The 26,565-nt window shown below is 67.9% G+C and carries 25 protein-coding genes and 2 pseudogenes; 10 read left to right on the top strand and 17 right to left on the bottom strand.

The features are described from left to right. Positions 1-59: 59 nt before the first annotated feature. From ASG04_RS17030 to ASG04_RS04800, 8 genes and pseudogenes are all read right to left on the bottom strand, one after another. Positions 60-427, bottom strand: a pseudogene (locus tag ASG04_RS17030) (transposase); the annotation flags it as partial. A 49-nt stretch (positions 428-476) separates the two neighbouring features. Continuing rightward, positions 477-1,073: pseudogene (locus ASG04_RS18065) on the bottom strand (toll/interleukin-1 receptor domain-containing protein); the annotation flags it as partial. A 162-nt stretch (positions 1,074-1,235) separates the two neighbouring features. Further along, positions 1,236-2,624, bottom strand: coding sequence for a replicative DNA helicase (gene dnaB, locus ASG04_RS04825; protein ID WP_056121026.1), 1,389 nt, complete (start codon positions 2,622-2,624; stop codon positions 1,236-1,238). A gap of 583 nt (positions 2,625-3,207) precedes the next feature. After that, positions 3,208-3,660: a 50S ribosomal protein L9 gene (gene rplI / locus ASG04_RS04820; protein WP_056121023.1), complete on the bottom strand. Its 453-nt coding sequence runs from the start codon at positions 3,658-3,660 to the stop codon at positions 3,208-3,210. Positions 3,661-3,674: 14 nt separating this feature from the next. Continuing rightward, positions 3,675-3,932, bottom strand: coding sequence for a 30S ribosomal protein S18 (rpsR, locus tag ASG04_RS04815; RefSeq protein WP_056121021.1), 258 nt, complete (start codon positions 3,930-3,932; stop codon positions 3,675-3,677). 44 nt (positions 3,933-3,976) lie between these two features. Then, positions 3,977-4,549, bottom strand: a complete 573-nt coding sequence (locus tag ASG04_RS04810; protein ID WP_056121019.1) for a single-stranded DNA-binding protein — start codon at positions 4,547-4,549, stop codon at positions 3,977-3,979. A gap of 3 nt (positions 4,550-4,552) precedes the next feature. Continuing rightward, entirely contained in the window at positions 4,553-4,945 is a 393-nt protein-coding gene (gene rpsF / locus ASG04_RS04805; RefSeq protein WP_056121018.1) for a 30S ribosomal protein S6, read from the bottom strand. A 179-nt stretch (positions 4,946-5,124) separates the two neighbouring features. Beyond that, positions 5,125-6,561 (bottom strand): CCA tRNA nucleotidyltransferase, encoded by a 1,437-nt coding sequence (locus tag ASG04_RS04800; protein ID WP_056121596.1) that lies wholly within the window; start codon positions 6,559-6,561, stop codon positions 5,125-5,127. Between the two features lie 124 nt (positions 6,562-6,685). Here ASG04_RS04800 and ASG04_RS17795 point away from each other — a divergent pair, with 124 nt between their 5' ends. The 5 genes from ASG04_RS17795 to ASG04_RS04775 all read left to right on the top strand — a co-directional run bounded on the left by ASG04_RS17795 (position 6,686) and on the right by ASG04_RS04775 (position 14,725). Beyond that, entirely contained in the window at positions 6,686-10,774 is a 4,089-nt protein-coding gene (locus ASG04_RS17795) for a DUF6049 family protein (RefSeq protein ID WP_235515438.1), read from the top strand. A gap of 103 nt (positions 10,775-10,877) precedes the next feature. Beyond that, entirely contained in the window at positions 10,878-11,864 is a 987-nt protein-coding gene (gene trxB, locus ASG04_RS04790; protein WP_056121016.1) for a thioredoxin-disulfide reductase, read from the top strand. 59 nt (positions 11,865-11,923) lie between these two features. Beyond that, positions 11,924-12,250 (top strand): thioredoxin, encoded by a 327-nt coding sequence (gene trxA / locus ASG04_RS04785; protein ID WP_017887828.1) that lies wholly within the window; start codon positions 11,924-11,926, stop codon positions 12,248-12,250. A 164-nt stretch (positions 12,251-12,414) separates the two neighbouring features. Further along, positions 12,415-13,719 carry a PLP-dependent aminotransferase family protein gene (locus tag ASG04_RS04780; RefSeq protein WP_056121014.1) on the top strand — a complete coding sequence of 435 codons (1,305 nt, stop codon included), beginning with the start codon at positions 12,415-12,417 and terminating at the stop codon, positions 13,717-13,719. A 43-nt stretch (positions 13,720-13,762) separates the two neighbouring features. Continuing rightward, entirely contained in the window at positions 13,763-14,725 is a 963-nt protein-coding gene (locus ASG04_RS04775; protein WP_056121012.1) for a D-alanine--D-alanine ligase, read from the top strand. A gap of 139 nt (positions 14,726-14,864) precedes the next feature. On the opposite strand, the gene ASG04_RS04770 is transcribed toward ASG04_RS04775, so the two are convergent. From ASG04_RS04770 to rpmH, 9 genes are all read right to left on the bottom strand, one after another. Then, positions 14,865-15,101, bottom strand: coding sequence for a hypothetical protein (locus tag ASG04_RS04770; protein WP_156463531.1), 237 nt, complete (start codon positions 15,099-15,101; stop codon positions 14,865-14,867). 22 nt (positions 15,102-15,123) lie between these two features. Continuing rightward, positions 15,124-16,104, bottom strand: coding sequence for a ParB/RepB/Spo0J family partition protein (locus ASG04_RS04765; RefSeq protein WP_056121007.1), 981 nt, complete (start codon positions 16,102-16,104; stop codon positions 15,124-15,126). After that, complete coding sequence (locus ASG04_RS04760) at positions 16,104-16,997, bottom strand: ParA family protein (protein WP_284158119.1); 894 nt, start codon at positions 16,995-16,997, stop codon at positions 16,104-16,106. Before ASG04_RS04760 ends, ASG04_RS04765 begins: the two co-directional genes overlap by 1 nt. A gap of 86 nt (positions 16,998-17,083) precedes the next feature. Further along, complete coding sequence (rsmG, locus tag ASG04_RS04755) at positions 17,084-17,776, bottom strand: 16S rRNA (guanine(527)-N(7))-methyltransferase RsmG (protein ID WP_082517820.1); 693 nt, start codon at positions 17,774-17,776, stop codon at positions 17,084-17,086. Then, positions 17,773-18,273 (bottom strand): protein jag, encoded by a 501-nt coding sequence (locus ASG04_RS04750; protein ID WP_056121003.1) that lies wholly within the window; start codon positions 18,271-18,273, stop codon positions 17,773-17,775. The genes rsmG and ASG04_RS04750 overlap by 4 nt, the downstream gene beginning before the upstream one ends. Next, the gene (gene yidC / locus ASG04_RS04745; protein ID WP_056121591.1) at positions 18,270-19,241 is read right to left on the bottom strand and encodes a membrane protein insertase YidC; all 972 of its coding nucleotides are present in this window, start codon (positions 19,239-19,241) and stop codon (positions 18,270-18,272) included. The genes ASG04_RS04750 and yidC overlap by 4 nt, the downstream gene beginning before the upstream one ends. A gap of 8 nt (positions 19,242-19,249) precedes the next feature. Then, positions 19,250-19,630, bottom strand: a complete 381-nt coding sequence (gene yidD, locus ASG04_RS04740; protein ID WP_056121002.1) for a membrane protein insertion efficiency factor YidD — start codon at positions 19,628-19,630, stop codon at positions 19,250-19,252. Continuing rightward, positions 19,627-19,977, bottom strand: coding sequence for a ribonuclease P protein component (gene rnpA / locus ASG04_RS04735; protein ID WP_056121000.1), 351 nt, complete (start codon positions 19,975-19,977; stop codon positions 19,627-19,629). The genes yidD and rnpA overlap by 4 nt, the downstream gene beginning before the upstream one ends. Positions 19,978-20,090: 113 nt before the next feature. Continuing rightward, positions 20,091-20,228, bottom strand: coding sequence for a 50S ribosomal protein L34 (gene rpmH / locus ASG04_RS04730; RefSeq protein WP_055951440.1), 138 nt, complete (start codon positions 20,226-20,228; stop codon positions 20,091-20,093). Between the two features lie 462 nt (positions 20,229-20,690). Between rpmH and dnaA the strand changes: the two genes are divergently transcribed. The 5 genes from dnaA to ASG04_RS04705 all read left to right on the top strand — a co-directional run bounded on the left by dnaA (position 20,691) and on the right by ASG04_RS04705 (position 26,499). After that, positions 20,691-22,145, top strand: coding sequence for a chromosomal replication initiator protein DnaA (gene dnaA / locus ASG04_RS04725; protein ID WP_056120998.1), 1,455 nt, complete (start codon positions 20,691-20,693; stop codon positions 22,143-22,145). 472 nt (positions 22,146-22,617) lie between these two features. Further along, the gene (gene dnaN, locus ASG04_RS04720; RefSeq protein WP_056120996.1) at positions 22,618-23,775 is read left to right on the top strand and encodes a DNA polymerase III subunit beta; all 1,158 of its coding nucleotides are present in this window, start codon (positions 22,618-22,620) and stop codon (positions 23,773-23,775) included. Between the two features lie 70 nt (positions 23,776-23,845). Then, positions 23,846-24,730: a phosphogluconate dehydrogenase (NAD(+)-dependent, decarboxylating) gene (gene gnd, locus ASG04_RS04715; RefSeq protein ID WP_056120994.1), complete on the top strand. Its 885-nt coding sequence runs from the start codon at positions 23,846-23,848 to the stop codon at positions 24,728-24,730. A gap of 27 nt (positions 24,731-24,757) precedes the next feature. Further along, positions 24,758-25,999 carry a DNA replication/repair protein RecF gene (recF, locus tag ASG04_RS04710; protein ID WP_056120992.1) on the top strand — a complete coding sequence of 414 codons (1,242 nt, stop codon included), beginning with the start codon at positions 24,758-24,760 and terminating at the stop codon, positions 25,997-25,999. Then, positions 25,999-26,499 (top strand): DUF721 domain-containing protein, encoded by a 501-nt coding sequence (locus tag ASG04_RS04705; RefSeq protein ID WP_056120990.1) that lies wholly within the window; start codon positions 25,999-26,001, stop codon positions 26,497-26,499. The genes recF and ASG04_RS04705 overlap by 1 nt, the downstream gene beginning before the upstream one ends. The last annotated feature ends 66 nt before the right edge of the window (positions 26,500-26,565 follow it).

The following is a 26,565-nucleotide window of genomic DNA, read 5'->3' as shown; positions in this document are numbered from 1 at the left end:
CGATGGTGTCACGGAGGCAATCAAAATCTCCTCGACGAATCGAGTGTCTGCCGTTTGGCTCACACCGCCGCCGTTCTGACGTGGGTGCCGCCAGCCACTTGTCGAGGTCGGTACTCAGTCTCGTCACGTAAGAGCGCCCAGATGACGTTGATCCGGCGTCGAGCGAGGCAGAGCACGGCTTGCTTGTGGTTCTTGCCCTCAGCTCGTTTCCGCTGGTAGTAGGCGCGCGATTCTGGGTTCCAACGGGCGGCCACCTGGGCTGAGATGAAGCACGCGCGGAGTAGTCGTCGGTCGTATCGTTTCGGGCGGTGAAGGTTGCCGCTGATCTTCCCTGAGTCGCGGGGGAAAGGGGGACGCCCGCGACTCCGGCCAATCTGTCGGCGGTCTCGAATCGGCTCATGTCGCCAGTTGCGCCGATGAACTCGGCGGCTGAGCTCCTCGTTCATGTACGACTTCTGCTTCGCGACAGAGGTTGTCGAGAAGCAGGCAAGGAACACCAACGACTCGGAACGGATCGCATCCCGGATCTTCACCTTCCACGCATCCCCCGGAGCCAGTGCCCGGCGGTCCCGCCAGTAGGGCACTCCCGCTCGATCAAGCACACGACACAACGCTTCCACTGCAGGAGTGTCCTCATTGACATAGGAGATGAAGACGTGCTTCGGATCAGCCCCAGGGAGTCCAGAGCGGGTGGCAGAGCCGTTTCTAGCGTCGTACGGGCTACTACGGCAAGGCTGGTCGTTGTTCGATCGTCGCTGCGAAGAGCCTTCAATCACTTCGCATTGACGTCCGTTAGCGGTCCTCCAGTCGGCTGACGAGTGCCCGCAGACGACGCCGACTCCTACCGCCCTGCGTCGAGACCAACTCTGTCTCACATGGGGGGTCCGCGAACTTTCGCAAATCACCCGCGCCTTACGGACGCCTCGGAACCCACGAAGACTCAGTCGCGCTGCGGTCGGCTCAACCCGTTCGCGCTGCCAGACAACGTTTCCGTCTCTGTATTTCAGACACGTTGAGTGGCAGTCGGACAAGTCAGCTGGCGGATGACAGACAGAACTGTGGACGACCGACATCACGGCTCACGAGAACATCCCACGGAATGCGACAGTGATCGTTTCTATCCGACGAAGGTGGACTGGCGTGACGCAATGGACAGGCAATCTGTCGCTCCGAGCTGCCGGCGACACGTTTCGTGAGCCGGCGACACTTTGCATGTCCGTTCACAACTTGTCGTTCTACTGCGGCATGTCCACGAACCGCGAGAACATCCCGTGGAACGCCACCGTGATCGTGTCCGTCGGCCCGTTGCGGTGCTTCGCGACGATCAGGTCCGCCTCACCCTGGCGCGGATTGTCCTTCTCGTACGCCGACTCACGGTGCAGCAGGATCACCATGTCGGCGTCCTGCTCGATGGACCCCGACTCTCGCAGGTCGGAGATCATCGGCTTCTTGTCGGCACGCTGCTCGGGCCCACGGTTCAGCTGCGACAGCGCGATGACGGGGACCTGCAGCTCCTTCGCCATGAGCTTCAGCGCACGCGAGAACTCTGAGACCTCTTGCTGGCGACTCTCGACCTTCTTGCCCGAGGTCATCAGCTGCAGGTAGTCGATGACCACGAGCTTGAGGTTGTGCTGCTGCTTGAGTCGACGGCACTTGGCGCGGATCTCGACCAGCGTCATGTTGGGGGAGTCGTCGATGAAGAACGGGGCGTCGTTGATGCGCCCACGGGTCTGCGCGATTGTGGTCCAGTCGCGGGAGTCGACGGTGCCCTTGCGCATGTTCTGCAGGGGCACGCTGGTCTCGGCGGACAGCAGACGCATCGCGATCTCGGCACGGCCCATCTCGAGCGAGAAGAACGCGGCGGTCTGGTCGTGCTTGACGGCGGCGGCGCGGCACAGGTCGAGCGCGAGCGTTGACTTGCCGAGTGCGGGTCGCGCGGCGATGATGATGAGCTGCCCGGGGTGGAAGCCGTTGGTCAGGCCGTCGAGCTGCGCGAACCCGGTCGGCACGCCGGTCATCTGCCCGTCGCGGCCCTTGGCGGCTTCGATCTCGTCGATGGCCGCCGAGATCGCCTCGGTCAGCGGGACGTAGTCCTCGGTCTGCACCCCGCCGGCGACGTTGTAGACCTCGGCCTGGGCGCTGTTGACCAGGTCGGTGACTTCACCCTCGGACGCGTAGCCCATCTGCACGATGCGGGTGCCGGCGTCGACGAGACGCCGCAGCACCGCCTTCTCGGCGACGATCGCGGCGTAGTACCCGGCGTTCGCCGCGGTCGGCACCATGCTCGTGACGCTGTGCAGGTACTCGGCGCCGCCGGCTCGGGACAGCAGACCGGTCTTCGTCAGCTCGTCCGTGACGGCGATGACGTCCGTGGGCTCACCGTGGGAGTACAGCGACAGGATGGCGTCGAAGATCACCTCGTGCTTGGGGATGTAGAAGTCCACCCCGCGAGCGGTCTCGATCACGTCGGCGACGGCGTCCTTCGACAGCAGCATGCCGCCGATGGTCGACTGCTCGGCCAGCAGGTCGTGCGGGGGAGTGCGCTCCATCCCACCGCGATCGCCGTAGCTCCCGCCACGCTCCGCGTAGTCCTGCGGCGCCGTGTCCAGGTGTGCGATCGACACGCGAGCTCCTTCAGTTCAGCGACCCGTCCGGACGACACCGGACCAGGCAGTTCTACCCCGTGCGACCGACATCCCCGAGTCGCTGGGCCAAGCTACGGGTACGAAGTTATCCCCAGCAAACGGCCCTGTGGACAACTCTGTGGAGAGACTGCGGAACACGCCGGGAACGTGTGTGGACAGCTGTGGACAGGCCTGTGGAAACAGGGGCCTGAGAACATACTTTCGACCGGCTGACCTGGGCTTTTCATTTCCACACTGTGTGTGGACAACCGGGCTTCAATGTGCGCTTGAAGGTTCCCGATTTGACGTTGCCACTGTGTGAAACGACTTGACAAACGACCTCGGGGTTCGAAGTCTCCCGGCTGGTTCACAGCCAACCGCGGAGCGGTCCGGACGGTAACCAGCGAGGCCGGCCGCGCGGCTCGAAACGGGCCGAGACGGATCCGCGACCAGCGGGAACGACGGAAGGCGGGCCTCCCGAATCGGGCACAGCACCCGCACCCCGGCGGGAACGACGGAAGGTGGGCCTCCTGTGTGGAGACCCGCCTTCCGACGGAACCGACGCTGTCGGACCGAAGCAGCCTTACTTGGCGGCGACGACCTTGAGCGAGATCACGGCAGTGATGTCCTCGCGCAGACGGACGGTGGCCTCGTGGTCACCGACGGTCTTGATGGTCGCGGGGACCTCGACCTTGCGCTTGTCGAGCGAGCCGACACCCTGAGCCTGCACGGCGTCTGCGACGTCGGCGGGACGGACGGAGCCGAACAGGCGACCGTCCTTGCCGGCCTTGACGGTCAGCTGGATGGTGGCGTTCTCGAGCTTCATCTTGAGGTCCTGTGCCTCTTCGATGGTGGCGAGCTCGCGCGCGGCACGGCCGGCGCGGATCGACTCGACCTGCTTCTCGCCGCCCTTGGACCACGCGACAGCGAAGCCCTGGGGGACGAGGTAGTTGCGGGCGTAGCCGTTCTTGACGTCGACGACGTCACCGGCGGAGCCGAGGCCGGAGACCTCGTGGGTGAGGATGAGCTTGGACATGGTGATCCTCCTGATCAGCGGCCGGAGCCGGCGTAGGGGAGGAGCGCCATCTCACGGGCGTTCTTCACGGCACGGGCGATGAGGCGCTGCTCCTGGACGGAGACGCCGGTGATGCGACGGGCGCGGATCTTTCCACGCTCCGAGATGAACTTGCGAAGGGTCGCGACGTCCTTGTAGTCGATGACGCCGACCTTGATCGCCTTCGCGGGAGCGGCGTTCTTGCCGCCCTTGCCGCGAGGCTTCCGGCGGTCGCCGGTGCTCTTTCCAGCCATGATTTTTCCTTAGGAGAAGAAGAAGTGTTGTGTCCGCGGACGGATCAGAACGGGGTCTCGTCGTCGTAGGTGCCACCGGGGGTCGACCACACGTCGTTCGACTGTGCTCCACCACCCTGCTGCTGGCCACCCTGCGGGGACCACGGCTCGTCCGAGCGGCCGCCGCCGGAAGCGTTGCCGCCACCGCCGTTGCCACCGAAGTTGCCGCCGCCCGAACCGCCGCCGACCTGGCCACGACCGCCGCCACTGCCACCCGCTGCACGGGTGATCTGGGCGGTCGCGTACCGGAGCGACGGGCCGATCTCGTCGACCTCGAGTTCGATGCTCGTACGCTGCTGGCCCTCACGGTCCTGGTACGAGCGCTGACGCAGACGGCCCTGCGCGATGACGCGCGAGCCCTTCGTCAGCGACCCCGCGACGTGCTCGGCGAACTCGCGCCACACGCTCGCACGGAGGAACAGCGCGTCGCCGTCCTTCCACTCGTTCGCCTGACGGTCGAACGTGCGAGGGGTGGACGCGATGGTGAAGTTCGCCACAGCGAGCCCGTTCTGCGTGTAGCGCAGCTCGGGGTCAGCAGTGAGGTTGCCCACCACCGTGATGACGGTTTCGCCGGCCATCGGTTACTCGGCGCTCGCGGTCGCGGCGGCCGGGGCAGCGGCAGCGTTGGCTGCCTTGCGAGCGGCACGGGCCTCGTCGCGCTGCTTCTGGGCGGCGACCTGCGCCATGCCCTCTTCAGCGCGCAGGACCTTCGTGCGGAGCACGGCCTCGGAGAGACCGAGCTGACGGTCGAGCTCCTTGGCGGCGTCGGCGGAGGACGTGAAGTTCACGACGGCGTAGAGGCCTTCGTTCTTCTTGGCGATCTCGTAAGCGAGACGACGACGGCCCCAGACGTCCACGTTGTCGACGGTGCCACCGTCGTTGCGGATCACGGCGAGGAACTTGTCCAGGCTGGGAGCGACGGTGCGCTCGTCGAGCTCGGGGTCGAGGATCGCCATCAGTTCGTACTTGTGCATGCGGAACCCACCTCCTTTGGTCTTGGCGGCTCCGGGCGGTTCCCGGAACAGGAGGGTTGATGCATGTGCGCCGACACGCAGGTGCGGTCGGCACAACCCCGCAAGCCTAGCGGACAGCCTGGAGGGCCGCTACCGGTCCGGCAGATCGGTGTGCGGCGGTCAGGCGGTCGGCCCTGCGGTCAGGCGCTCTCGTCGCGCGCGGCCCACCACTCGCGCAGGCGCTGCTCTGCCCGGTCGGGCCCGAGGGGGCCCTCGTCCATCCGCGCCTCGAGCAGGAACCGGTAGGCCTCGCCCACGGCACGCCCCGGCGGGATGTCGAGGACCCGCATGATGTCGTCGCCGGTCAGGTCGGGGCGCAGGGAGTCGAGTTCCTCCTGGTCCGCCAGCACGCGGATGCGTTCCTCGAGGTCGTCGTAGGCGAACGCCAGCCGGTCGGCCTTGCGCCGGTTGCGCGTCGTCACGTCCGACCGGGTCAGTTCGTGCAGCCGCTCGAGTTGGGGTCCGGCGTCGCGGACGTACCGGCGCACGGCGGAGTCGGTCCAGGCGCCGTCGGTGTACCCGAAGAAGCGCAGGTGCAGCTCGATCAGCCGGGCGACGGCCGCGATCGTGTCGTTGTCGAAGCGCAGGGCCCGCAGCCGCTTCTTCGCGAGCTTCGACCCGACCAGGTCGTGGTGGTGGAAGCTCACGGCGCCACCGGGCTCGAGCTTGCGGGTCGCCGGCTTGCCGATGTCGTGCAGGAGCGCAGCGAGCCGCAGCACGGTGTCGGGGGCGTCGCCGGCGTGCCGTTCGTGCTCGTACCCGATCGCCTGGGTCAGGACGGTGAGCGAGTGCTCGTACACGTCCTTGTGGTGGTGGTGCTCGTCGATCTCCAGGCACATCGCGGGAAGCTCCGGCAGGAACCGCTCGGCCAGGCCGGTGTCGACGAGCAGCCGGAGTCCGGGGACGGGATCGTCCGTGTTGAGCAGCTTGACGAGCTCGTCGCGCACGCGTTCGGCGGAGACGATGTCGATCGAGTCGACGAGCTCCTGCATCGCGAGGCGCACCTCGTCGGACACGGTGAACCCGAGCTGGGCTGTGAAGCGCGCCGCACGCATCATCCGCAGCGGGTCGTCGCGGAAGGACACGGTCGCGGTCTGCGGCGTGCGGAGTCGACCCGCGAGCAGGTCCTCGACGCCACCGTGCACGTCCACGAGCTCGCGGTCGGGCAGCCGGAGGGCCATCGCGTTGACGGTGAAGTCGCGACGCAGCAGGTCGTCCTCGATGGTGTCGCCGAACGCCACCTCGGGCTTGCGGGTCGCACCGTCGTAGACGTCGCTGCGGTACGTCGTGATCTCCACCTGTTCGCCCTGCACCCGGGCGGCGATGGTGCCGAACTGCCGACCGACGTCCCAGGTGGCGCTCGCGATCGGCTCGACGATCGCCAGGACGGCGTCGGGACGGGCGTCCGTCGTGAAGTCGAGGTCGGTCACCGGGCGTCCGAGGAACGCGTCGCGCACGGGACCCCCGACGAGCGCGAGCTCGTGCCCGGCCTCGGCGAACGCGCGGGCGAGCGCCGCGACGGGCGCGGTGGCGGCGAGTGCGTCGAGTCGTTCGACGGCCTGGGCAACGGACTGCATGACGTCGTCGATCATCCCAGATCGACGCCGCCGGTTGTCCACCACCTCCGCGTGCACGCCGGGCTCTCATGGTCCGGCCTCATACACTCGTCCGAGGTCCGAACCGATCCCGGGCCGCCCTCGTATGCGCATCCTCCGATCCACGCTCGCCGCCGCCGCGTCCGCCCTGGTCGCCCTCGGCCTCGTCGTCACGCCCGCGTCGGTCACGGCAGCGCAGGCGACGACCGCCCCGACGACGTCCACGCACGTCGCACGACCGGTCGCGGCGCAGGCGGGCAAGGCCTCCATCGAGATCGTGCCGGCAGACCGAGGTGTGCTGCAGCCGGACCAGGACCTCACGCTCTCGGTGACGGTCACGAACGACACCGACACCGAGCTGCCGGCGGGCACCGCCGAGCTCGACATCTTCCGGCAGTACGCGGGGACGCGGGACGTCATCAGCGACTGGCTCGCCGACACCAGCACAACGGGTTACTTCGGCGCGCCGATGGGCTCGGTGGACGTCCCGGCCGTGCCGGCGCATCGATCGGTCACCCTCGACGACGTCCGGGTCGTCCCCGGCAACCTCGGGCTGTCCGGGTACTCCTCGTTCGGTGCGCGGCGCATCGCGGCCGACTACCGCGCCGGGTCGACGACGGCCGTGGCACGCTCGGCGGTCACCTGGTACCCGAACTACGAGCAGACGCCAGTCGGGGTCTCGGTGGCGATGCCGATCACGATGCCGGCCGGTTCCGGCGGGCTCGTCAGCGCGAAGGACCTGGCCGCGGCGACGGCGCTCGACGGCACCCTGACGGCGCAGCTCGACGCCGCCCAGGACCACAACGTCGCGCTCGGCATCGACCCCCGGATCATCGCGTCGATCCGCATCCTCGGCGAGAACGCCCCCTCGTCCGCGACGGCCTGGCTGCAGCGGCTCGAGGGCATGCGTAACGAGACCTTCGCGCTGCCGTACGCCGACGCCGACGTCACGGGGCTGCGCCAGGCGGGGGCGTCGGGCATCCTCGGTCCGATCTCCCTCGACCAGCTCGTGAAGCCCGACGACTTCCCCGGTGCGTCCACCCCGGCCCCCACCCCGACCGGCAGTGCGACCGCGACCGCGGACCCGTCCGCGAGTGCCAGCGCCACCGCGACCGCCGACCCGAACGGCACGACCGGCACCGCGCCGGACGACCAGCCGACCACCATCCCCACGACGGCACAGCTCCTCGACTTCCCGTACACGATGTCGTCGATCGCGTGGCCCGCCGAGGGCACCGTGGCGACGGACGACCTCAGTGCGCTGACCGATACCGGCACCACGGCGACGATCGTCGCCAGCGGGAACACCTCCGCCGGTGCGGACACGACGATCACCGCCTCGGAGAAGATCGACGACCACCGGGTGCTCGTGTCGGACCAGGGCATGTCCGACCTGCTCCACGACGCCGCGACCGCGACGACCCAGCGTGCCTGGTCGAGCGCGATGAGCGAACTGACCGCGACGCTCGCCACCGCGTCACGCCAGGGCGGCACCACCGGTCCGGTGCTGCTCACTCTCGGCCGCGCCTGGCCGACCGACTCGACCCGCCTGCAGCAAGCCCTCGACGCACTCGAGAACACCCCGTGGGTGTCCCCGGCCGACCTCTCCACGACGGCCGCCGTGACGCCAGGGTCCGTCTCGCTCAGCAGCTCGTCGGACAGCGACAGCCGGCTCGACCAGCTGCGTCGTCTGGTCGAGGCCTCGAAGGACCTCACCGACTTCGCCTCGGCCATCACGACCCCGACCGACCTCACCGCCCCGGCACGTGTCGCCGACCTGGCCGCGGCCTCGAACTCCTGGCGCAGCGACGACGACGGGTTCGTGCAGGCCGTCGACACCCGGGTGACGAGGGTCGCGAAGGACGTCTCGAGCGTGGGGATCCTCGACGGCAGCAGCATCACCCTGCTCGGTGACCGGTCCTCGCTGCCGATCTCGGTGCGCAACCGCTCGGCGTACCCGGTCACGGTCTTCCTGACGGTCCAGCCGTCGAACTCGTTCCTGCGCATCGAGAAGAACGCGGTCGAGGTGACGGTCCAGCCCGACTCGTCCAGCCGGGTCACCTTCCCGGTGCAGTCCGTCGCGAACGGCAAGGTCGAGCTCACGATGTCGCTCACCAGCGCGACGGGCGTCCGCATCGCCGACCCGGCCACGGTCGAGATCAACGTGCAGGCGCAGTGGGAGACGTTCATCACGGCGGCGGCGGCGATCGCCGTGGTGTTGATCTTCGGGCTCGGGATCTACCGCAACGTCCGTCGGCGCCTGCGTCGTCGCCGGAACGGCGAGCCGGCCGAGGTCGACGAGGACCCCAACCGCCTGTACCAGGAGCCGTCGGACGACGACCGCGCCGAGGGAGAGGACCACCCTGCCGGGTCGGCCACCGCGATGGCGACCGCCGGTTCCAGCACCCCGCTCGCCGCCGCCGAGGGGGCCGACCGTCTCGACGACGCGATCGCCCGTGCCGAAGCCGGGCCGGTCCTCCCGTCCGACCGCGCGCACGACGTGAGCGCCCCCCAGGAGCCCACCATCAGCACCACCCAGCCCGACCCGACCGTCCCCGCGGAGCCCGCGCAGCGCAGCCTCGGGCGGGCCAGTGCCATGCTCGCCGCGGGCACGATGATCTCCCGCGTGCTCGGGTTCGCCAAGACCTTCGTGCTGGCCTACGCGATCGGCAACTCGGGGTCCCGGGCCGCCGACGCGTTCGCGATCTCGAACCAGCTGCCGAACAACATCTACGCGCTCATCGCGGGCGGCCTGCTGTCCGCGGTGCTCATCCCGCAGATCGTCCGCTCCATGAAGCAGAACAGCGACGGCGGGACCGCTTACGTCAACAAGATCGTGACGCTGGCCGGATCGGTCTTCGTGCTCATCGCCATCGTCGCGACGGTGCTCGCGCCGGTCCTCGTGCGCATCTACAGCCAGAGCGCCGGCGACGGCGGCAAGGGCTTCACGCCCGCGCAGACCGACCTGGCGATCGCGTTCGCCTTCTGGTGCCTGCCCCAGATCCTGTTCTACGCGATGTACTCGCTGCTGGGAGAGGTGCTCAACGCCAAGCAGGTGTTCGGGCCGTTCACCTGGGCGCCCCTGATCAACAACGTGATCGCGATCGCCGGGCTCATCGTCTTCATCGCCATGTTCGGCGGTCGCGACGTCAACTCCGCAGCCGCAGCGTGGACGCCGCTGAAGATCGCCGTGCTCGCCGGCAGTGCGTCGTTCGGCGTCCTGGCACAGGCGGCGTTCCTGCCGCTGTTCTGGCGTCGAGCGGGTCTGTCGTTCACGCCGGACTTCCGCTGGCGGGGTGTCGGCCTCAAGGCGACCGGCACCGCAGCCGGGTGGCTGTTCGGCATGATCCTCGTGACGCAGCTCGCCGGGGTGGTGCAGGCCCGCGTCGCGTCCCTCGCCCAGGGCGCCGGCAACGCGACCCTCGCGACCAGCTGGCTGCTCTTCATGCTCCCGCACTCGATCATCACCGTGTCGATCGCCACCGCGTACTTCACGCGGATGAGCCACGACGCCGAGCGGGGCGACCTGGCGGCGGTCCGGCGCAACCTGTCGCTGTCGTTGCGGATCGTCGGGCTGTTCACGGTCTTCGCGTCCGTGGCCCTGGTCGTGATGTCGACGTCGTTCGCCCGCGTCTGGGAGAACACGTTCTGGCTGACCCAGTCGATGGCCTGGGTGCTCGTCGCCTACATGCCCGGTCTGGTGCTGTTCAGCATGCTCTTCATCATCCAGCGCGTGTTCTGGGCGCTGCACGACCACCGCACGCCGTTCCTCATGCAGATCGTGCAGTCCGGGCTGTTCGTCATCGGTGCCCTCGCGGTCGCGGCGTTCCCGGCACAGCACATCGGTGTCGGCATCGCGGTGTGCACCACCCTGGCGGGCACGGCCCAGACCATCGTCGCGCTCGTCGTCGTGCGGAAGCGCCTGGCGGGCATCGACGGCCCGAACGTCACCCGATCGCACGTGCAGTTCGTCATCGCCGCGCTCATCGCCGGCGTGGTCGGGGTCCTCGTCGCCAACTTCTTCGGTGCCTTCTCGGCTGACGGCTTCGCGATGTCCGACGTGACCAGTGCACTCATCACGCTCGTCCTGACCGGCGCCGTCATGGTCGTCGTGTACTTCGGGGCGTTGGTCGTCGCCAAGAACGGCGAGATCGCGAACGCCGTGACGCTGGTGCGGTCCCGACTCGGGCGCTGACCCCGGCGCCAGACACCCGGGGTGCGCGCTCCCGGGTGCGTCGGAATGCGTCGCCGGTAGGATGCGTTGACCCGGTCAGAAGCAACGGAAGGGCACTGAAGGCATGCGCCAGCTCATCATCATCGGTTCCGGCCCGGCCGGGTTCACCGCCGGCATCTACGCCGCGCGGGCCCAGCTCAAGCCACTCATCGTCGCGTCGAGCGTCGAGACGGGCGGCGAGCTCACCAAGACCACCGAGGTCGAGAACTTCCCGGGTTTCCCCGAGGGGATCCAGGGCCCGGACCTCATGATCAAGATGCAGGAACAGGCCGAGCGCTTCGGCGCCGAGGTCCTGTACGACGACGCCGTGTCGGTCGAGCTCACCGGCGACGTCAAGAAGGTCACGGTCGGCTCCGGCGAGACGTACGAGGCCCTCGCGGTCATCTACGCCACCGGCTCGGCCTACCGCCAGCTCGGCCTCCCCGACGAGGAACGCCTGTCCGGCCACGGCGTCTCGTGGTGCGCGACCTGCGACGGCTTCTTCTTCCGCCAGAAGAACATCGCGGTCGTCGGCGGTGGCGACTCCGCGATGGAAGAAGCCACGTTCCTCACGCGGTTCGCCGACAAGGTCACGGTCATCCACCGCAAGGACACGCTGCGCGCGTCGAAGATCATGCAGGACCGCGCGGCGAACGACCCGAAGATCGAGTTCGCCTGGAACAAGGAAGTCGTCGGCATCTCCGGCGAGTCCTCGGTCGAGGGCGTCACGCTCAAGGACACCGTCACCGGTGAGACCTCGGAGCTCGCACTCGACGGCCTGTTCATCGCGATCGGCAACGACCCGCGTGTGCACCTCGTTCACCAGCAGCTGCAGCTCGCGCCCGAGGGCACCATTGCCGTCGAGGGCCGCACCTCCCGCGCCGTCGGCGTCGCCGGGGTCTTCGTGGCGGGCGACGTACTCGACCACACCTACCGTCAGGCCATCACGGCCGCGGGTTCCGGTGCCGTCGCGGCGCTCGACGCCGAGAAGTACCTCGCGGACCTCGACGACCACCTGACCAGCAAGGCCGAGGGCGACGCCCCGGTCGAGCCCGTCACCATCTCGGCCTAGGGAATGGTCCGGCGCCCAGCGCCGTTCCACCCATCGCACGACTTCTCGAAGGAGCACACATGTCCAACGCCAAGGCAGTCACCGACGCCACCTTCTCGGACGAGGTCCTGAAGTCCGACAAGACGATCCTCGTCGACTTCTGGGCAGAGTGGTGTGGCCCGTGCCGCGCCGTCTCGCCGATCCTCGACCAGATCGCCGAAGAGCACGCCGGCAAGATCGAGATCGTCAAGCTCAACGTCGACGACAACCCGCAGTCGGCGATGAACTACCAGATCACGTCGATCCCGGCGATGAAGGTCTTCAAGGGCGGCGAGGTCGTCAAGACCGTCATCGGCGCCAAGCCGAAGCCCGCGCTCGAAGCAGACCTCGCCGAGTTCCTGGCGTAGGAACCCCCAGCACGTCCCGGACGCCCTGTCCTCCACGCACCGGAGGGCGGGGCGTTCGCCTGTGTCCGACAGGTCCACTCGTTCAGGATCGGCCCGCGACACACACCCCGGGTTCGCGGACTCCATGTCGTACTGTGGCGGGACGCCTCTGAACGGAGAACTCGATGACGAACGGCAACAGCCTCGACCCCTGGTACGACTCCTACGCCCAGCGCACCGCCGGGTTGAGCGCCTCCGAGGTCCGAGCCCTGTTCGCCGTCGCTTCCCGCCCCGAGGTCGTCTCACTCGCCGGCGGCATGCCGTTCGTCTCCGCGCTGCCCCGTGAACTCGTGACGGGGTCGATCGACCGCGTGATGACCGAAGACGCGGCGATGGCGCTGCAGTACGGCGGAGGCCAGGGCCTCCGGCAGCTCCGTGAGCACATCGTCGACGTGATGTCGCTCGAGGGCATCCGTGCCAGCGCCGAGGATGTCGTCGTCACCACGGGGTCGCAGCACGCGCTCGATCTCGTGACGCGGCTGTTCATCGACCCGGGTGACGTCGTGCTGGCCGAGTCGCCGTCGTACGTCGGTGCCATCGGCGTGTTCCGGTCCTACCAGGCCGAGACCGTCCACGTGGCGACCGATGAGCACGGTCTGGTCCCCGAGGCCCTACGCGAGACGATCGGCCGTCTGCGGGCCGCTGGCAAGCGCATGAAGTTCCTGTACACGATCCCGAACTTCCACAACCCGGCCGGCGTCACGATGAGCCGCGAGCGCCGCATCGAGGTCCTCGACATCTGCCGGTCGAACAACATCCTGGTGCTCGAGGACAACCCGTACGGTCTCCTGTGGTTCGACGAGCCCGCACCGCAGGCGATCCGCTCGATCGACGACGAGGGCGTGGTCTACCTCGGCTCCTTCTCGAAGACCCTCGCGCCGGGGTTCCGCGTCGGCTGGGCCCTCGCTCCGCATGCCATCCGCGAGAAACTCGTCCTGGCGAACGAGTCCGCCGTCCTCGCCCCCAACTCCTTCGGGCAGTACGTCGTCAACGCCTACCTCGACGCCGCCGACTGGAAGGGCCAGATCGACACCTTCCGCGGCATCTACGCCGAGCGCCGCGACGCCATGTTCCAGGCACTGGGGGAGTTCCTGCCGGACCTGACCTGGACCCGACCGAACGGTGGGTTCTTCGTCTGGCTGACCCTGCCGGAGTCGCTCGACTCGAAGGGCATGCTCCCCCGCGCGGTCAAGGAACTCGTGGCGTACACACCGGGTACCGCGTTCTACGCCGACGGCCGAGGCGCGCAGCACATCCGTCTGTCGTTCTGCTACCCGACCGCCGAGCAGATCCGCGTCGGGGTCAAGCGGCTCGCGAACGTCGTCAACGACGAACTCGAGCTGATCGAGACGTTCGGCTCGGCAACCCGGCCGAACGCCGTGGTCCAGCAGACCTCATCGGTCAGCGCGCCGCCGCCGAACATCTCCTGACCAGCACTTTCCGCCGTTCCGCGCAGTACCGGAGGTCTCTCGCATGGCCGAGCTCACCCGTCGTCATGTCGTCGTCGTCGCGGGAGGTATCTCCCACGAGCGCGACGTCTCACTCCGGTCCGGACGACGAGTCGCCGACTCCCTGACCGGCTACGGCTGGCAGGTCGACCTCCGTGACGCGGACGCGTCGCTCCTGCCCGCGCTGCGCGAGTCCCGTCCCGACGTGGTCTGGCCCGCCCTGCACGGCGCTTCCGGAGAGGACGGCGCGCTGCGCGGCATCCTGGAGGCCGTGGACATCCCGTTCGTCGGCTCACGGTCCACCTCGGCCCGGCTGGCATGGGACAAGCCCACGGCGTCCGCACTGGTCGCCAGGGCCGGCGTGCGGACACCGCGCTCCGTGACGCTCTCGCACGACGTGTTCCGAGAACTCGGGGCCGTCGGTGTCCTCGAGGCGATCGCCGCTGACCACCCCGTCCCGCTCGCGGTGAAGCCCGCGCGCGGCGGCAGCGCACAGGGCGTGACCCTGGTCGAGGACACGAACGATCTCCCACGAGCCATGGTGACCGCGTACACGTACTGCGATGACGTCGTCGTCGAGCAGCTCATCCGTGGAACCGAGGTCGCCGTCGGGATCATCGACACGGGGGACGGGCCGGTTGCGCTCGCCCCGGTCGAGATCGTCCCGCGGAACGGCTTCTACGGGTTCGAGGCCCGCTACAACGCGGGGGAGACCACGTTCTACACGCCGGCGCGTCTCCCCGAAGAGCACACGGCCGCCACAGCTGCCGCTGCCATCGATGCGCACAGGGCACTCGGACTGCGCCACATCTCGCGCGTCGACCTCATCATCGACGGAGCCGGTACACCGTGGTTCCTCGAGGCCAACGTCCTGCCGGGTCTGACCGAGACCTCCCTGGTGCCGCAGGCGCTCTCAGCATCCGGGTTCGACCTCGGGTGGACGTACGCCGAGCTCGCGGAACAGGCCATTCGGGACCACAACGCGTAGGTTCCACGTGGAACATCCCCCGCGGTGCTTCCGTGCGGTCTCCAAGGATGAAGCGCGCCGTCCTTCTGGTTCCACGTGGAACATGCCAAGCGTTGCCGAACGCCATAGGTGCTGACACGACCATGCCCACCGCATCTTCTCAGCGACCCTGGCGGCACGATGCCTGCAGTGCGAAAACGCCGAGCGGGAGCAACACAGCGATGGCTATGACGAAGTAGAGCAACCTGAAGTCGACGCCGCCGCCTTCGGGTGCTGTGATGACCACCACGAAGCACACCACCAGCGCCACGACAGACCCGAGCATCGCCAAGGCAGCAATCACCCGGGCGGCGAGGACGATCAGACCCCTGCGAACTGGCTCTCCCTGATGTTCCACGTGGAACAACGCTCCTCGTCGCTCAGCCCGCGAAGTCCTCGGCGCCGAGCTCGGTGAGGATCCGGTTGAGATCAGCAGCGTTCGCGAAGTCGATCGTCACGCGGCCCTTGCGCGCGCCCATCGCGATCTGCACGCGGGTGTTCAGTCGGTCACCGAGCCGTTCAGCGACGTCGACGAAATGTGCGTCCCGCTTCGTCGGCTGCTGGGCGGCCTTCTTCGGCGAGCCCTGCGTCATCTGCTGCGCAGCAGCCTCGGCTTGGCGCACGGACAGGTCCTCGTTCACGATCTTCTCGGCGAGGTACTCCATCGCCTGTGCGTCCGGTGCCGCGAGGATCGCACGTGCATGGCCAGCCGACAGCACGCCAGCTGCAACGCGACGCTGCACGGGGGAGGGCAACCGCAGCAGGCGGATCGTATTTGTGATTTGCGGGCGGGAACGGCCCAGCCGCTGCCCGAGCTGCTCCTGCGTGATCCCGAAGTCCGCGAGCAGCTGCTGGTAGGCAGACGCTTCTTCCAACGGGTTGAGCTGAGCGCGATGCAGGTTCTCGAGCAGCGCATCCCGGAGCATGGCATCATCAGGGGTTTCCTTGACGATGGCGGGGATCGTCGCGAGTCCGAGCTCCTTCGTCGCACGCAAGCGACGTTCTCCCATGATGAGCTCGTACTGCGGCTGCGTCCCTGTGGCGCCCTCGATCGGCCGGACCACGATCGGCTGCAGCAGACCGATCTCACGGATCGAGTGCACGAGTTCCTGCAGTTCCTCTTCGCGGAACTCCTTGCGCGGCTGCTGTGCGTTCGGAACGATGTCGAGCGGGTTGAGGTTCGCCAGGCGCGCACCGGGGACGGCCAACAGGTCCTCGGCGGTGTTCCGCTCGGTCGCCGGCGCCGACGCGGGCGATCCACCGGTGGGGAAGAACACGTCGACGGGACGATCCTGCTGTGCCGGCGTCGTCGGGATCAGGGCACCGATCCCTCGGCCGAGTCCAGTCCGCTTGGGTGCCATCAGTGCTTCGCTCCTCGTGCTGCGATCTCGGCGGCCGCCTCCAGGTAGGAGAGCGAACCACTGGAATTGACGTCGTACGCCACGACACTCTGGCCGTAGCTCGGTGCTTCGCTGACACGCACTGATCGCGGGATCATGGCCTTGAGGACCTGGTCACCGAAGTGTTCGCGGACGTCGTTCGCCACCTGGTTGGCCAGGTTGGTCCGACCGTCGTACATCGTCAGCAGGATCGTCGACACCCGCAAGTGCGGGTTCAGGTGGCGCTCGATGAGTTCGATGTTGCGCAGCAGTTGGCTGAGCCCCTCAAGCGCGTAGTACTCGCACTGGATCGGGATCAGGACTTCCTGTGCCGCGACGAAGGCGTTGATCGTCAGCAGGCCGAGCGACGGCGGGCAGTCGATGAACACGTAGTGGTACGGCTCGTCCAACGACGACAGGTACTGGTCCAGCGCTGTACGGAGCCGCTGTTCGCGGGCAACGAGCGAGACGAGCTCGATCTCAGCACCGGCGAGGTGGATCGTCGCCGGTACGCACCAGAGCGTGTCCGACTCGGGGGAGCGCTGCACCGTGTCCGCGATCGGCGCCTCGTCGACGATCACGTCGTAGATGCTCGCGACGTCCGCCTGGTGATTGACCCCGAGCGCGGTCGAGGCGTTGCCCTGGGGATCGAGGTCGATCACCAGCACTCGAGCGCCACCGTGGGCGAGAGCCGCGGCGAGGTTGACCGTCGTGGTGGTCTTGCCCACGCCGCCCTTCTGGTTCGACACCGTGATGACACGGGTCGCATCCGGCAACGGGAACTGCTGCGTGGCGATCGCCCGCCGTCGCCGAGTGAGGTCAGCGATCTCGCGAGCGAGCGGTGTCGACGCGTCGTAGTCGGTCGATGAACTCAACGAGTGCCTCTTCCCCGGTTCGATGTTTCACGTGGAACGCGGGGCGCTCCGCCCGATCGAACGACCGATCTCAGCGCCGCGCGGCGTCAGTCAACTGTAGCCCGGAACACCCGGGTGGTCTCCTCGACCACACCGGCTCCGAGCTCGAGCACCTCGACGTCGGACAGGCGCTTGCGCAGGATCACCTTGCGGGCCGCTGCGACCTCCGCATCGACCCGGGCACCCTTCATCAGGATGAGTTGCCCACCGGACCGCACGAGCGGCACCGTGATCGGGATCAGCTTCGAGAGTGCGCTCACGGCGCGAGCCGTCACCTGGTCGAGGACGAGGTCATCGGACACGTCTTCAGCACGCGCGCGGAGGACCAACACGTTGTCGAGACCCAGCCGAGTCGCCTCGGCGGTGAGCCATTCCACGCGACGCTCCATCGGTTCGATGAGCGTGAACGTGACGTCCGGACGGGCGATCGCCAGCACCAGGCCAGGCAACCCGGCACCGGACCCGACGTCGCCGACGTGCCCGTCAGCCTCCAGGAGGGGTGCCAACAGCGCGGAGTTGAGGATGTGTCGTGTCCAGAGGCGCGGCAACTCGAGGGGTCCGATCAGCCCGAGTTCCTCGCCCCGTCGTGCGAGCTCGTTCGTGAACGACCGTGCCACCTCGAGACGATCCCCGAACAGCGTCGCCGCAGCGCTCGGCTCGTCTTCGAGCACGGGCTGTGGGGCAGTGCCGTCAGACGACCGCGCAGCATCCTCGGACAGTGGGGTGACCCCGTCGGTCATCGGGTGATGACCGTGTGACGGTCGCGACCCTCGCCCTCGGACTCCGATCGGAAGCCCTTCTCGGCGACCAGGTCGTGCACCAGCTTGCGCTCGTACGACGACATCGGCGGCAGCGCCGCCGTGGGGGAACCAGCCTCGATGCGCTCGACGGCGGTGTCCACCAGCCGCTGCAGCTCCGACGCACGAGCGTCACGTGAGCCACCCACGTCCAGGATGAGCCGGCTGAACTCGCCGGTCTCGGCCTGGACGGCGATGCGGGTGAGTTCCTGCAGCGCGGAGACGGTGTCGGGCTTCGCCAGGACGCGCAGGCTGTTGCCCTCGTCCGTCACGGACAGGTACACACGACCCGCGCGCTCCTCGATCTCGATGTCGCCGTCGAGGTCGCAGATGTCGAGCAGTTCTTCGATGTAGTCCGCCGCGATGTCCGCTTCGTCGCGAGCGTCCTCGGTCGGTTCCTGCTCGGTGTCGACCGTCGCCGCGGTGTCCTGCTCGGTCACTTGCTCTTCCCGTTCTTCTTCGAGCGCTGCTTGCCGACGGGCTGCTGACGCTGTGTCGTGATGCGCACGGCTTCCATCTCGGCCGCTCCGGCACCGGCGCCGGCCTCGGCGAGGACACCGGCCGGGACGCCGCGACGCTGTGCCTTCTTCGCGAGACGGGCTTCACGGGCAAGGGCTGCCTCGGAGCCGGGCGTGGGCATGCTGCGGATGACGAAGTACTGCTGCGCCATCGTCCAGAGGTTCGAGGCGAGCCAGTAGAACATGACGCCGAGGGGGAACGACAGACCCGAGATCACGAAGATCAGGGGGAGCACGTACAGCATCATTTTCTGCTGGCGGTACATCGGAGACTCCTTGGTCTCCGGCGACATGTTCTTGGCGACGAGCTGCAGCTGCGTGACGAACTGCGACGCCGTCATCACGACGATCATGAAGCCAGCGATGACCCGGACTTCCCACCCGGAGGCGTTCGTGAACGTCTCGTGCAGGGGCGCACCGAAGAGCGAGGCGTTGCCGAACGACGCGGCGAGGTCGTTCGTGAGCAGGCCGATGCCGGTCTTGTTGATCTGCGCCTCGTGCAGCACCGAGTACAGCGAGAAGAAGATCGGCATCTGCAGCAGCAGCGGCAGGCAGGAGCTGAGCGGGTTGGTCCCGGTCTCCTTGTACAGCGCCATGGTCTCGCGGCTCATGGCCTCACGCGAGAACTGGTCCTTCTTGCCCTTGTACTTGTCCTGGATCTTCTTCAGCTGCGGCGCCACCTCGAGCATGCGGCGCTGCGACTTGATCTGGCGAACGAAGATCGGGATCAGCGCGGCGCGGACCACGAAGGTCAGGAAGATGATGGACAGCACCCAGGTGATGCCGGCGCTCGGGTCCATGCCGAGGTTCTCGAAGACCCAGTGGAAGCCGACGAGGATGGCCGAGACCACCCACTTGAGGGGCCAGAGGATCGTTCCGATGAGGTCCATGAGGACGGTCACGCCTTTCGAGTGCGCTGGGGGAGCAGCATCGGTCGGACCGAGCTGACCGGGGACTGCGATTGCTGCGGCACCGGAGCCAGGACGAACCCGAACCGGTTGACGAGGTAGGGCCGACGACGATCAGGGACGTCGTCGATGCCGCCGGCAGCCCAGGGGTTGCAGCGGCCGATGCGCCATGCGCCCATGGCGGTCCCGCGTACGACGCCGTACTGCTGGATCGCTTCGAGCGCGTAGCGCGAGCACGAGGGATGGTACCGACAGACGTTGCCGTACAGGGGTGAGATGACGGCACGGTAGGCCCGGAGCACGACGACGCAGGCGTTGCGCGGGAGCAACGCCACGGTCCACAGGACACGCTTCAGGAGCGTCCGGTTCATGCTGCCTTCTCCACACCGCGCGCGAACGATCGCGAGACGTCTTCGAGCAGGGTAGGCCATGTGGCCTGCGGAGCGGCTGGCAGTGCGCGGACCACCACGTCGAAGCCCGTGGGGTGCGTCTGCAGGAGCTCGTGCGCGATGGCCTTGAGACGCCGCCGGACCAGGTTGCGGGTGACGGCGTTGCCGACCGTCTTCGCCACGATGAACCCGAACCGCGTCGGACCCGACGCATCCGTGGACCGTCGGACCACGGACACCACGACGTTGCCGGTCGCGCTGCGACGCCCACGCCGGACCGTCATCCGGTAGTCGTCGCCGCGGACGATGCGGTTCGCACGCGCGATCACGCGGTCACCACGATCGGTTCCTGCGCACGGCACACCGAAGCGCCGCGCGGCAGGACAGTGGTCCAGCCGACGCGGCGCCGGGAACAGCGGTGAGCGGATCCAGCAGGATCAGATCACGCAGAGAGCTCGGTACGGCCCTTGGCGCGACGTGCGGCCAGGATGCTGCGGCCGGCGCGGGTGCGCATGCGGAGACGGAAGCCGTGCTTCTTGGCGCGACGACGGTTGTTCGGCTGGAAGGTGCGCTTGCTCATGATCTTCTCCATACGGCTGCTCGAGGCGGGCCGTCACGAATGGGGTGGGTTGACGCAGGTGGGCGCGACCAAGGGGCCGCAGTCAACTGGACAACGGTACGTGACCGAGTGCGCCGAGGTCAAACCCCGGAGCACGTCCGAGGCCGTGCATCCGCCGGGAACAGCGGGGAGCGAGCGTTCTCCACACTGGGGACAACTTCCGTTCGGTGGGACCCGCTCCGGTCCTTTACAGTGGTGTGATCGAACCGCCTTGCGGCCCGGTACGACGCGGAAGCACCACTCCCGGATCGACCCGGGCAGCCGTGGCCGCGACTGTGGACAACCCTGTGGGCAAGTCACGCCCGTGATCCCGCCCGACGGAACGACGGCGTCGACGAAGTCGCCTCGGTCCGCACACGGATCCGCGCGCTCGATGCAGCACGACGAGTACCCGACGACACGACACCTGGAGACGAGCGCGACATGACGATGCCGGCCGACCCTGTCGAGGACCTCTGGTCGTCGGTCCTCGGACTCCTCGCCCAGGACGACCGGATCACGCCGCAGCTGCACGGCTTCCTCAACCTCGTCGAACCGAAGGGCGTCCTCGCCGGCACGCTCTACCTCGAGGTGCCGAACGACCTGACCCGCGGCATGCTCGAGCAGCGCATCCGCGTCCCCATCACCGAGGCCGTCTCCCGCATCGGCGACGACTCCGTGGCGAACTTCGCGATCACCGTCAACCCGGACATGGCCTCCGAGCCCCGGGTCGACCCCTCGGTGCCGGCCTACGCCGAGCCGACGCAGATGCCGGTCGAGCAGAGCGTGGCCCCCCGCCAGTACATCGAGGCCCCGTTCGTCCCGAGCCAGATCGACGCACCGGGGACCAGCGGCCGACCCGAGTCCCGGCTCAACCCGAAGTACAACTTCGACAACTTCGTCATCGGCGCCTCGAACCGCTTCGCCCACGCCGCAGCGGTCGCCGTCGCGGAAGCCCCGGCCAAGGCCTACAACCCGCTGTTCATCTACGGCGACTCGGGACTCGGCAAGACCCACCTGCTCCACGCGATCGGCCACTACGCCGAGAGCCTGTACCCGGGCATCCGCGTGCGCTACGTGTCGAGTGAGGAGTTCACGAACGACTTCATCAACTCGATCGCGAACAACCGGGCGAACCAGTTCCAGCAGCGGTACCGCGACATCGACATCCTGCTCATCGACGACATCCAGTTCCTGCAGGGCAAGGACTCCACGCAGGAAGCCTTCTTCCACACGTTCAACACGCTGCACGACCACAACAAGCAGGTCGTCATCACGTCCGACGTGGCGCCGAAGCACCTGACGGGCTTCGAGGACCGCATGCGCAGTCGGTTCGAGTGGGGTCTGATCACGGACGTCCAGGCTCCCGACCTCGAGACCCGCATCGCGATCCTCCGCAAGAAGGCGCAGTCGGACCACCTACAGGTCCCCGACGACATCCTCGAGTTCATGGCGTCGAAGGTCTCGAGCAACATCCGCGAACTCGAGGGCACGCTCATCCGGGTCACCGCGTTCGCGAGCCTGAACCGGACCGCGGTCGACATGGCGCTCGTGCAGACGGTCCTCAAGGACCTGATCACGCTCGACGAGGACAACGTCATCGCGCCGACCGACATCATCAACCACACCGCGGAGTACTTCAAGCTCTCCGTCGACGACCTCTACGGGTCCTCCCGGTCGCAGGCGATCGCGACCGCACGCCAGATCGCGATGTACCTGTGCCGCGAGCTCACGAGTCTCTCCCTGCCCAAGATCGGGCAGCTGTTCGGCAACCGCGACCACACCACGGTGATGTACGCGAACAAGAAGATCGCGGAGCTCATGAAGGAGCGCCGCTCGATCTACAACCAGGTGACGGAACTCACCAGCCGCATCAAGCAGGACCGCCGCTACCGCTGAGCGCGCCGCTCGGGGACCGCCTGAACATCGGTTCTCAGGGCCTGGAGGCTCGGACCACGCCGACGAGATCGGCTCGTCCTGGCGCGCGTCCACCATCTGAGACGGTTCCATCAGCCGGACTTCTCACAGTGTGGAAAGCCTGTGGATAACTGTGGAGGACACGCCGCCGGGTTGTTCACAGCGCAGGGGTCACCTGTGGAATCTGGGGATGGAAGTGGATAGATGAGATTGATTCATCCCGATGGGTCCCACAGGCCGCCCACAAGTCACACGCTTGTAGTTCCCTGTCGGTGACCGGCATCCCCAGAGTTGTCCACAGTGTGCACAGGCGTTAATGGTCTTGTCTCTCTTCATCTCTCTGGATCACTGGGCCAACCTTGTGGACGGCGGGATGACAAGAAATCCGGGCTCCGCTCCGCTGTGCCACAATGGGGCGGCCGGACAGTCCGACGACACGACAGGGGTCCCAGCTGTGAAGTTCGAGGTCAACCGGGACGTCTTCTCCGAAGCCGTCTCATTCGCGGTGAAGCTCCTCCCACAGCGCACGACCCTCCCGATCCTGTCGGGTGTGCTCATCCACGCCGAGGGTGATCGTCTGACGCTCTCGTCGTTCGACTACGAGGTCTCGGCACAGACCTCGATCGCGGCGCAGATCGACGAGTCCGGCACGGTCCTGGTCTCCGGCCGCCTGTTGAACGACATCGCGAGCCGCCTGCCGAACGCCCCCGTGTCGTTCTCCACGGAAGAGTCACGCATCACCGTGACCTGCGGCTCGGCGCACTTCACGCTGCTGAGCATGCCGGTCGAGGAGTACCCGACCCTGCCGGAGATCGGCGAGCAGACCGGTGTGATCCCCGGTGACGCGTTCTCCGAAGCCGTGTCCCAGGTCGCCGTCGCCGCCAGCCGCGACGACGTCACCCCGGTCATCACCGGCGTTCAGCTCGAGGTCAGCGACCACGACCTCTCGCTCATCGCGACCGACCGCTACCGCGTCGCAGTCCGGACGATCCAGTGGGACTCCGGCCGCGCCGCCGGCGACACCGGGTCCACGACGCTGCACGCGCTCGTCCCCGCCCGCACCCTGCAGGAAGTCGGCCGCACATTCGGGTCGGCCAGCACGGTGTCGGTGTCGATCAGCGGCTCGTCCGAGCGCGAACTCATCGCCTTCCAGGCCGCCGACAAGACGGTCACGTCCCTGCTCATCAAGGGCAACTACCCGCCGGTCCGCCGGCTCTTCCCCGAGACCGTGCAGGACCACGCCGTGATCAACACGGCCGAGCTGGTCGAAGCGGTCCGCCGGGTCTCCCTCGTCCTGGAGCGCGAAGCGGCGCTCCGGTTCTCCTTCTCGGTCGACGGGCTCACACTCGAGGCGATCGGATCCGAACAAGCGCAGGCATCAGAGTCGATCGATGCGTTGCTGACCGGTGAGGAAACGGTGGTCTCGCTGAAGCCCGCCTTCCTCCTGGACGGGTTGAACGCGGTGCACTCCGAGTTCGTCCGCATCTCCTTCACCAAGACGGAGAACCCCAACAAGCCGGGCCCGGTGCTCATCACCGGCCAGTCCTCGCGCGAGGAACCGGCCACGGACGGATACCGGTACCTGCTGCAGCCCAATCTCCTGCTGCGATAGCGCAACAGACGGACACTGCGCTGACGCGCCACGGGCAGCGACAGCGCGACGACGAACAGAAGAGGAAATCATGCAGATCGGTCTTGTCGGCCTCGGGAAGATGGGCAACAACATGCGTGCGCGTCTGCGCAACGCAGGGATCGACGTCGTCGGCTACGACGCGAACCCCGCCGTCTCGGACGTCGCCGACCTCGGGGCACTGGCGAAGGCCCTCACCGGCCCGCGCCTGGTCTGGGTCATGGTCCCCCACGGGAAGATCACCGACGACGTCATCAACGACCTGGCCGAGGTGCTCGAGCCGGGTGACCTGGTGATCGACGGCGGCAACTCGAAGTGGCTCGACGACGAGAAGCACGCCAAGCAGCTCGACGCCAAGGGCATCCGCTACATGGACGTCGGCGTCTCCGGCGGCGTGTGGGGCAAGGACAACGGCTACGGCATGATGGCGGGCGGCGACGTCAAGGACCTCGAGTTCGCGATGCCCGTGTTCGACGCGCTCCGTCCCGAGGGTCCTCGCAGCGAGGGCTTCTCGCACGCCGGCGGCGTCGGTGCCGGGCACTACGCCAAGATGGTGCACAACGGCATCGAGTACGCGATCATGCAGGCCTACGGCGAGGGCTACGAGCTCCTCGAGGCCAAGGACATCGTCCACGACGTCCCCGCGGTCTTCGCCGGGTGGCAGCGCGGCACGGTCGTGCGCTCGTGGCTGCTGGACCTGCTCGTCCTGGCGATCAACGAGGACCCGAAGCTCGACGAGCTCGAGGGCTACGTGGACGACTCCGGCGAAGGTCGTTGGACCCTCGAAGAGGCGATCGAGCTCGCGGTCCCGATGCCCGCGCTCTCCGCGGCCATGTTCGCGCGCTTCGTCTCGCGTCAGGGAAGCCAGTCCCCGACGATGAAGGCCGTCGCGGCGCTGCGCAACCAGTTCGGCGGCCACGCCGTCAAGAAGGCCTAGTCCCTCCGGGACTCCGCTCCGGCCCGCGTGCACGTCGACCACCTCCAGCTCACCGACTTCCGGAACTACCGGCAGGCGGAGGTCGACCTCGCACGCGGGCCGAACCTGTTCGTCGGGCGGAACGGCCAGGGCAAGACCAACCTGGTCGAGTCCATCGCCTACCTCTCCACCCTCGGGTCCCACCGTGTCCCGACCGACGCCGCACTGGTCCGCCAGGGCTGCGACGCCGCGATCGTCCGCGCACGACTCGCACACGAGGACCGCAGCATCCTGGCCGAGGTGCAGATCAACCGCACGGGGTCGAACCGCGCACAGATCAACCGGGCGCCGATCAAGGCGCGCGAACTGCCGCGGTACTGCACGAGCGTGCTGTTCGCACCGGAGGACCTCGCGCTGGTCCGGGGTGAACCGTCGGGCCGGCGCCGGATGCTCGACGAACTCCTCGTGCAGATCGCCCCGCGCATGCAGGGCGTCATCGCCGACTACGACCGGACGCTGCGGCAGCGCAACACGCTGCTCAAGTCGGCTCGGGCGACCGGAGCCAAGTCGGGATCGCTCGCCACGCTCGACGTCTGGGACGAGCGGCTCGTCGCGTTCGGCTCCGAGATCATCGCCGCGCGCGACCACCTGACCCGACGGCTCGCGCCGTTCGTCGCCGAGGCCTACGCGACCGTCGCGGGCGAGCGGCACGAGGCCTCGATCACCGGGGTGCTGAGCGTCCGTGGCGGCGATCCCGAGGACGCTTCGGCGACGGACCCCGTGTTGGGGACACCGGATGAACCGGTCACCGTGCCGGCGGCGGCCGAGGCCTTCCGCGCGGCGCTCGAGCGTCGTCGTCGTGACGAACTCGACCGCGGACTGACCCTCGCTGGACCCCACCGTGACGACGTCCTCTTCACCCTGAACGGGTTACCTGCCCGTGGGTACGCCAGCCACGGGGAATCCTGGTCCTTCGCACTCGCGATCCAGCTCGCCAGCGCCTCGATCCTCCGCGCCGAGTCGACGCTCGGCGACCCGATCATCATCCTCGACGACGTCTTCGCGGAACTCGACGAGTCGCGCCGTGAACGCCTCGGCAACGCGGTGGCGGACTACGAGCAGGTGCTCATCACGGCCGCGGTGTTCGGCGACGTGCCCGTCCAGCTGGCGGCGCACACCGTGCGGATCGAGGCCGGCGCGATCGTGACCGACGAGACGGACGCGGCCACGGCCTCCAGTCCGGCGACGTCGGGAGCCGCGGCCCCGGCGACCACGGAAGCCGACGCCTGATGCCCCGCCCCTGGCGCCCCACCGAACCGGCCCGCGTCTACGGCCACCTCAAGGCCGTGTTCGGCGACCCCTCCAAGCGCGGGGTCGACGCACGGCGGCGTCGTGCCAAGGAGTTCGACGCCGACACCGTGCCCTACGGCCGCGGCCGCGAGCCGAAGGGGCTGGGCGACATCGTCGGGTCGCTCGCCGCCGAGCTCGGCTGGACCGAGCCGCTGGCACGCTCCGAGCTCTTCACCGACTGGCCGAGCGTCGTCGGCGACGAGCTCGCGAGGCACTCCACCCCGGTGACCATCGAAGACGGCGCGTTGGTCATCCGGTGCGACTCGACGGCGTGGGCGACGCAGCTCCGACTGATGCGGGCGACGGTCACGACGACCATCGCGGAACGGCACCCGGAGGCGGGCGTCGAGTCGATCCGAGTTTCGGGCCCAGACGCCCCCACCTGGAAACGCGGCCTCAGGAGCGTTCAGGGGCGCGGTCCTCGCGACACCTACGGTTGAGCAGACCAAATCATCCTCTGGTCGCGAAATCGGCCGTCCACGGGCCGTTTTCACCCTCGAGGACGA

The sequence above is a fragment of the Curtobacterium sp. Leaf183 genome, assembly GCF_001424385.1.
Classification (GTDB): Bacteria; Actinomycetota; Actinomycetes; order Actinomycetales; family Microbacteriaceae; genus Curtobacterium.
Note: the sequence above shows the minus strand (reverse complement) of the source record. Positions and strands in the feature narration are given on the sequence as shown.

Coding starts and splice junctions, on each gene's coding strand:
- rplI (WP_056121023.1), bottom strand. CDS start 3,660: ATGTCCAAGCTCATCCTCACCCACGAGGTCTCCGGCCTCGGCTCCGCC.
- rpsR (WP_056121021.1), bottom strand. CDS start 3,932: ATGGCTGGAAAGAGCACCGGCGACCGCCGGAAGCCTCGCGGCAAGGGC.
- ASG04_RS04810 (WP_056121019.1), bottom strand. CDS start 4,549: ATGGCCGGCGAAACCGTCATCACGGTGGTGGGCAACCTCACTGCTGAC.
- rpsF (WP_056121018.1), bottom strand. CDS start 4,945: ATGCACAAGTACGAACTGATGGCGATCCTCGACCCCGAGCTCGACGAG.
- ASG04_RS04800 (WP_056121596.1), bottom strand. CDS start 6,561: ATGCAGTCCGTTGCCCAGGCCGTCGAACGACTCGACGCACTCGCCGCC.
- ASG04_RS17795 (WP_235515438.1), top strand. CDS start 6,686: ATGCGCATCCTCCGATCCACGCTCGCCGCCGCCGCGTCCGCCCTGGTC.
- trxB (WP_056121016.1), top strand. CDS start 10,878: ATGCGCCAGCTCATCATCATCGGTTCCGGCCCGGCCGGGTTCACCGCC.
- trxA (WP_017887828.1), top strand. CDS start 11,924: ATGTCCAACGCCAAGGCAGTCACCGACGCCACCTTCTCGGACGAGGTC.
- ASG04_RS04780 (WP_056121014.1), top strand. CDS start 12,415: ATGACGAACGGCAACAGCCTCGACCCCTGGTACGACTCCTACGCCCAG.
- ASG04_RS04775 (WP_056121012.1), top strand. CDS start 13,763: ATGGCCGAGCTCACCCGTCGTCATGTCGTCGTCGTCGCGGGAGGTATC.
- ASG04_RS04765 (WP_056121007.1), bottom strand. CDS start 16,104: ATGGCACCCAAGCGGACTGGACTCGGCCGAGGGATCGGTGCCCTGATC.
- rsmG (WP_082517820.1), bottom strand. CDS start 17,776: ATGACCGACGGGGTCACCCCACTGTCCGAGGATGCTGCGCGGTCGTCT.
- yidC (WP_056121591.1), bottom strand. CDS start 19,241: ATGGACCTCATCGGAACGATCCTCTGGCCCCTCAAGTGGGTGGTCTCG.
- yidD (WP_056121002.1), bottom strand. CDS start 19,630: ATGAACCGGACGCTCCTGAAGCGTGTCCTGTGGACCGTGGCGTTGCTC.
- rpmH (WP_055951440.1), bottom strand. CDS start 20,228: ATGAGCAAGCGCACCTTCCAGCCGAACAACCGTCGTCGCGCCAAGAAG.
- dnaA (WP_056120998.1), top strand. CDS start 20,691: ATGACGATGCCGGCCGACCCTGTCGAGGACCTCTGGTCGTCGGTCCTC.
- gnd (WP_056120994.1), top strand. CDS start 23,846: ATGCAGATCGGTCTTGTCGGCCTCGGGAAGATGGGCAACAACATGCGT.
- ASG04_RS04705 (WP_056120990.1), top strand. CDS start 25,999: ATGCCCCGCCCCTGGCGCCCCACCGAACCGGCCCGCGTCTACGGCCAC.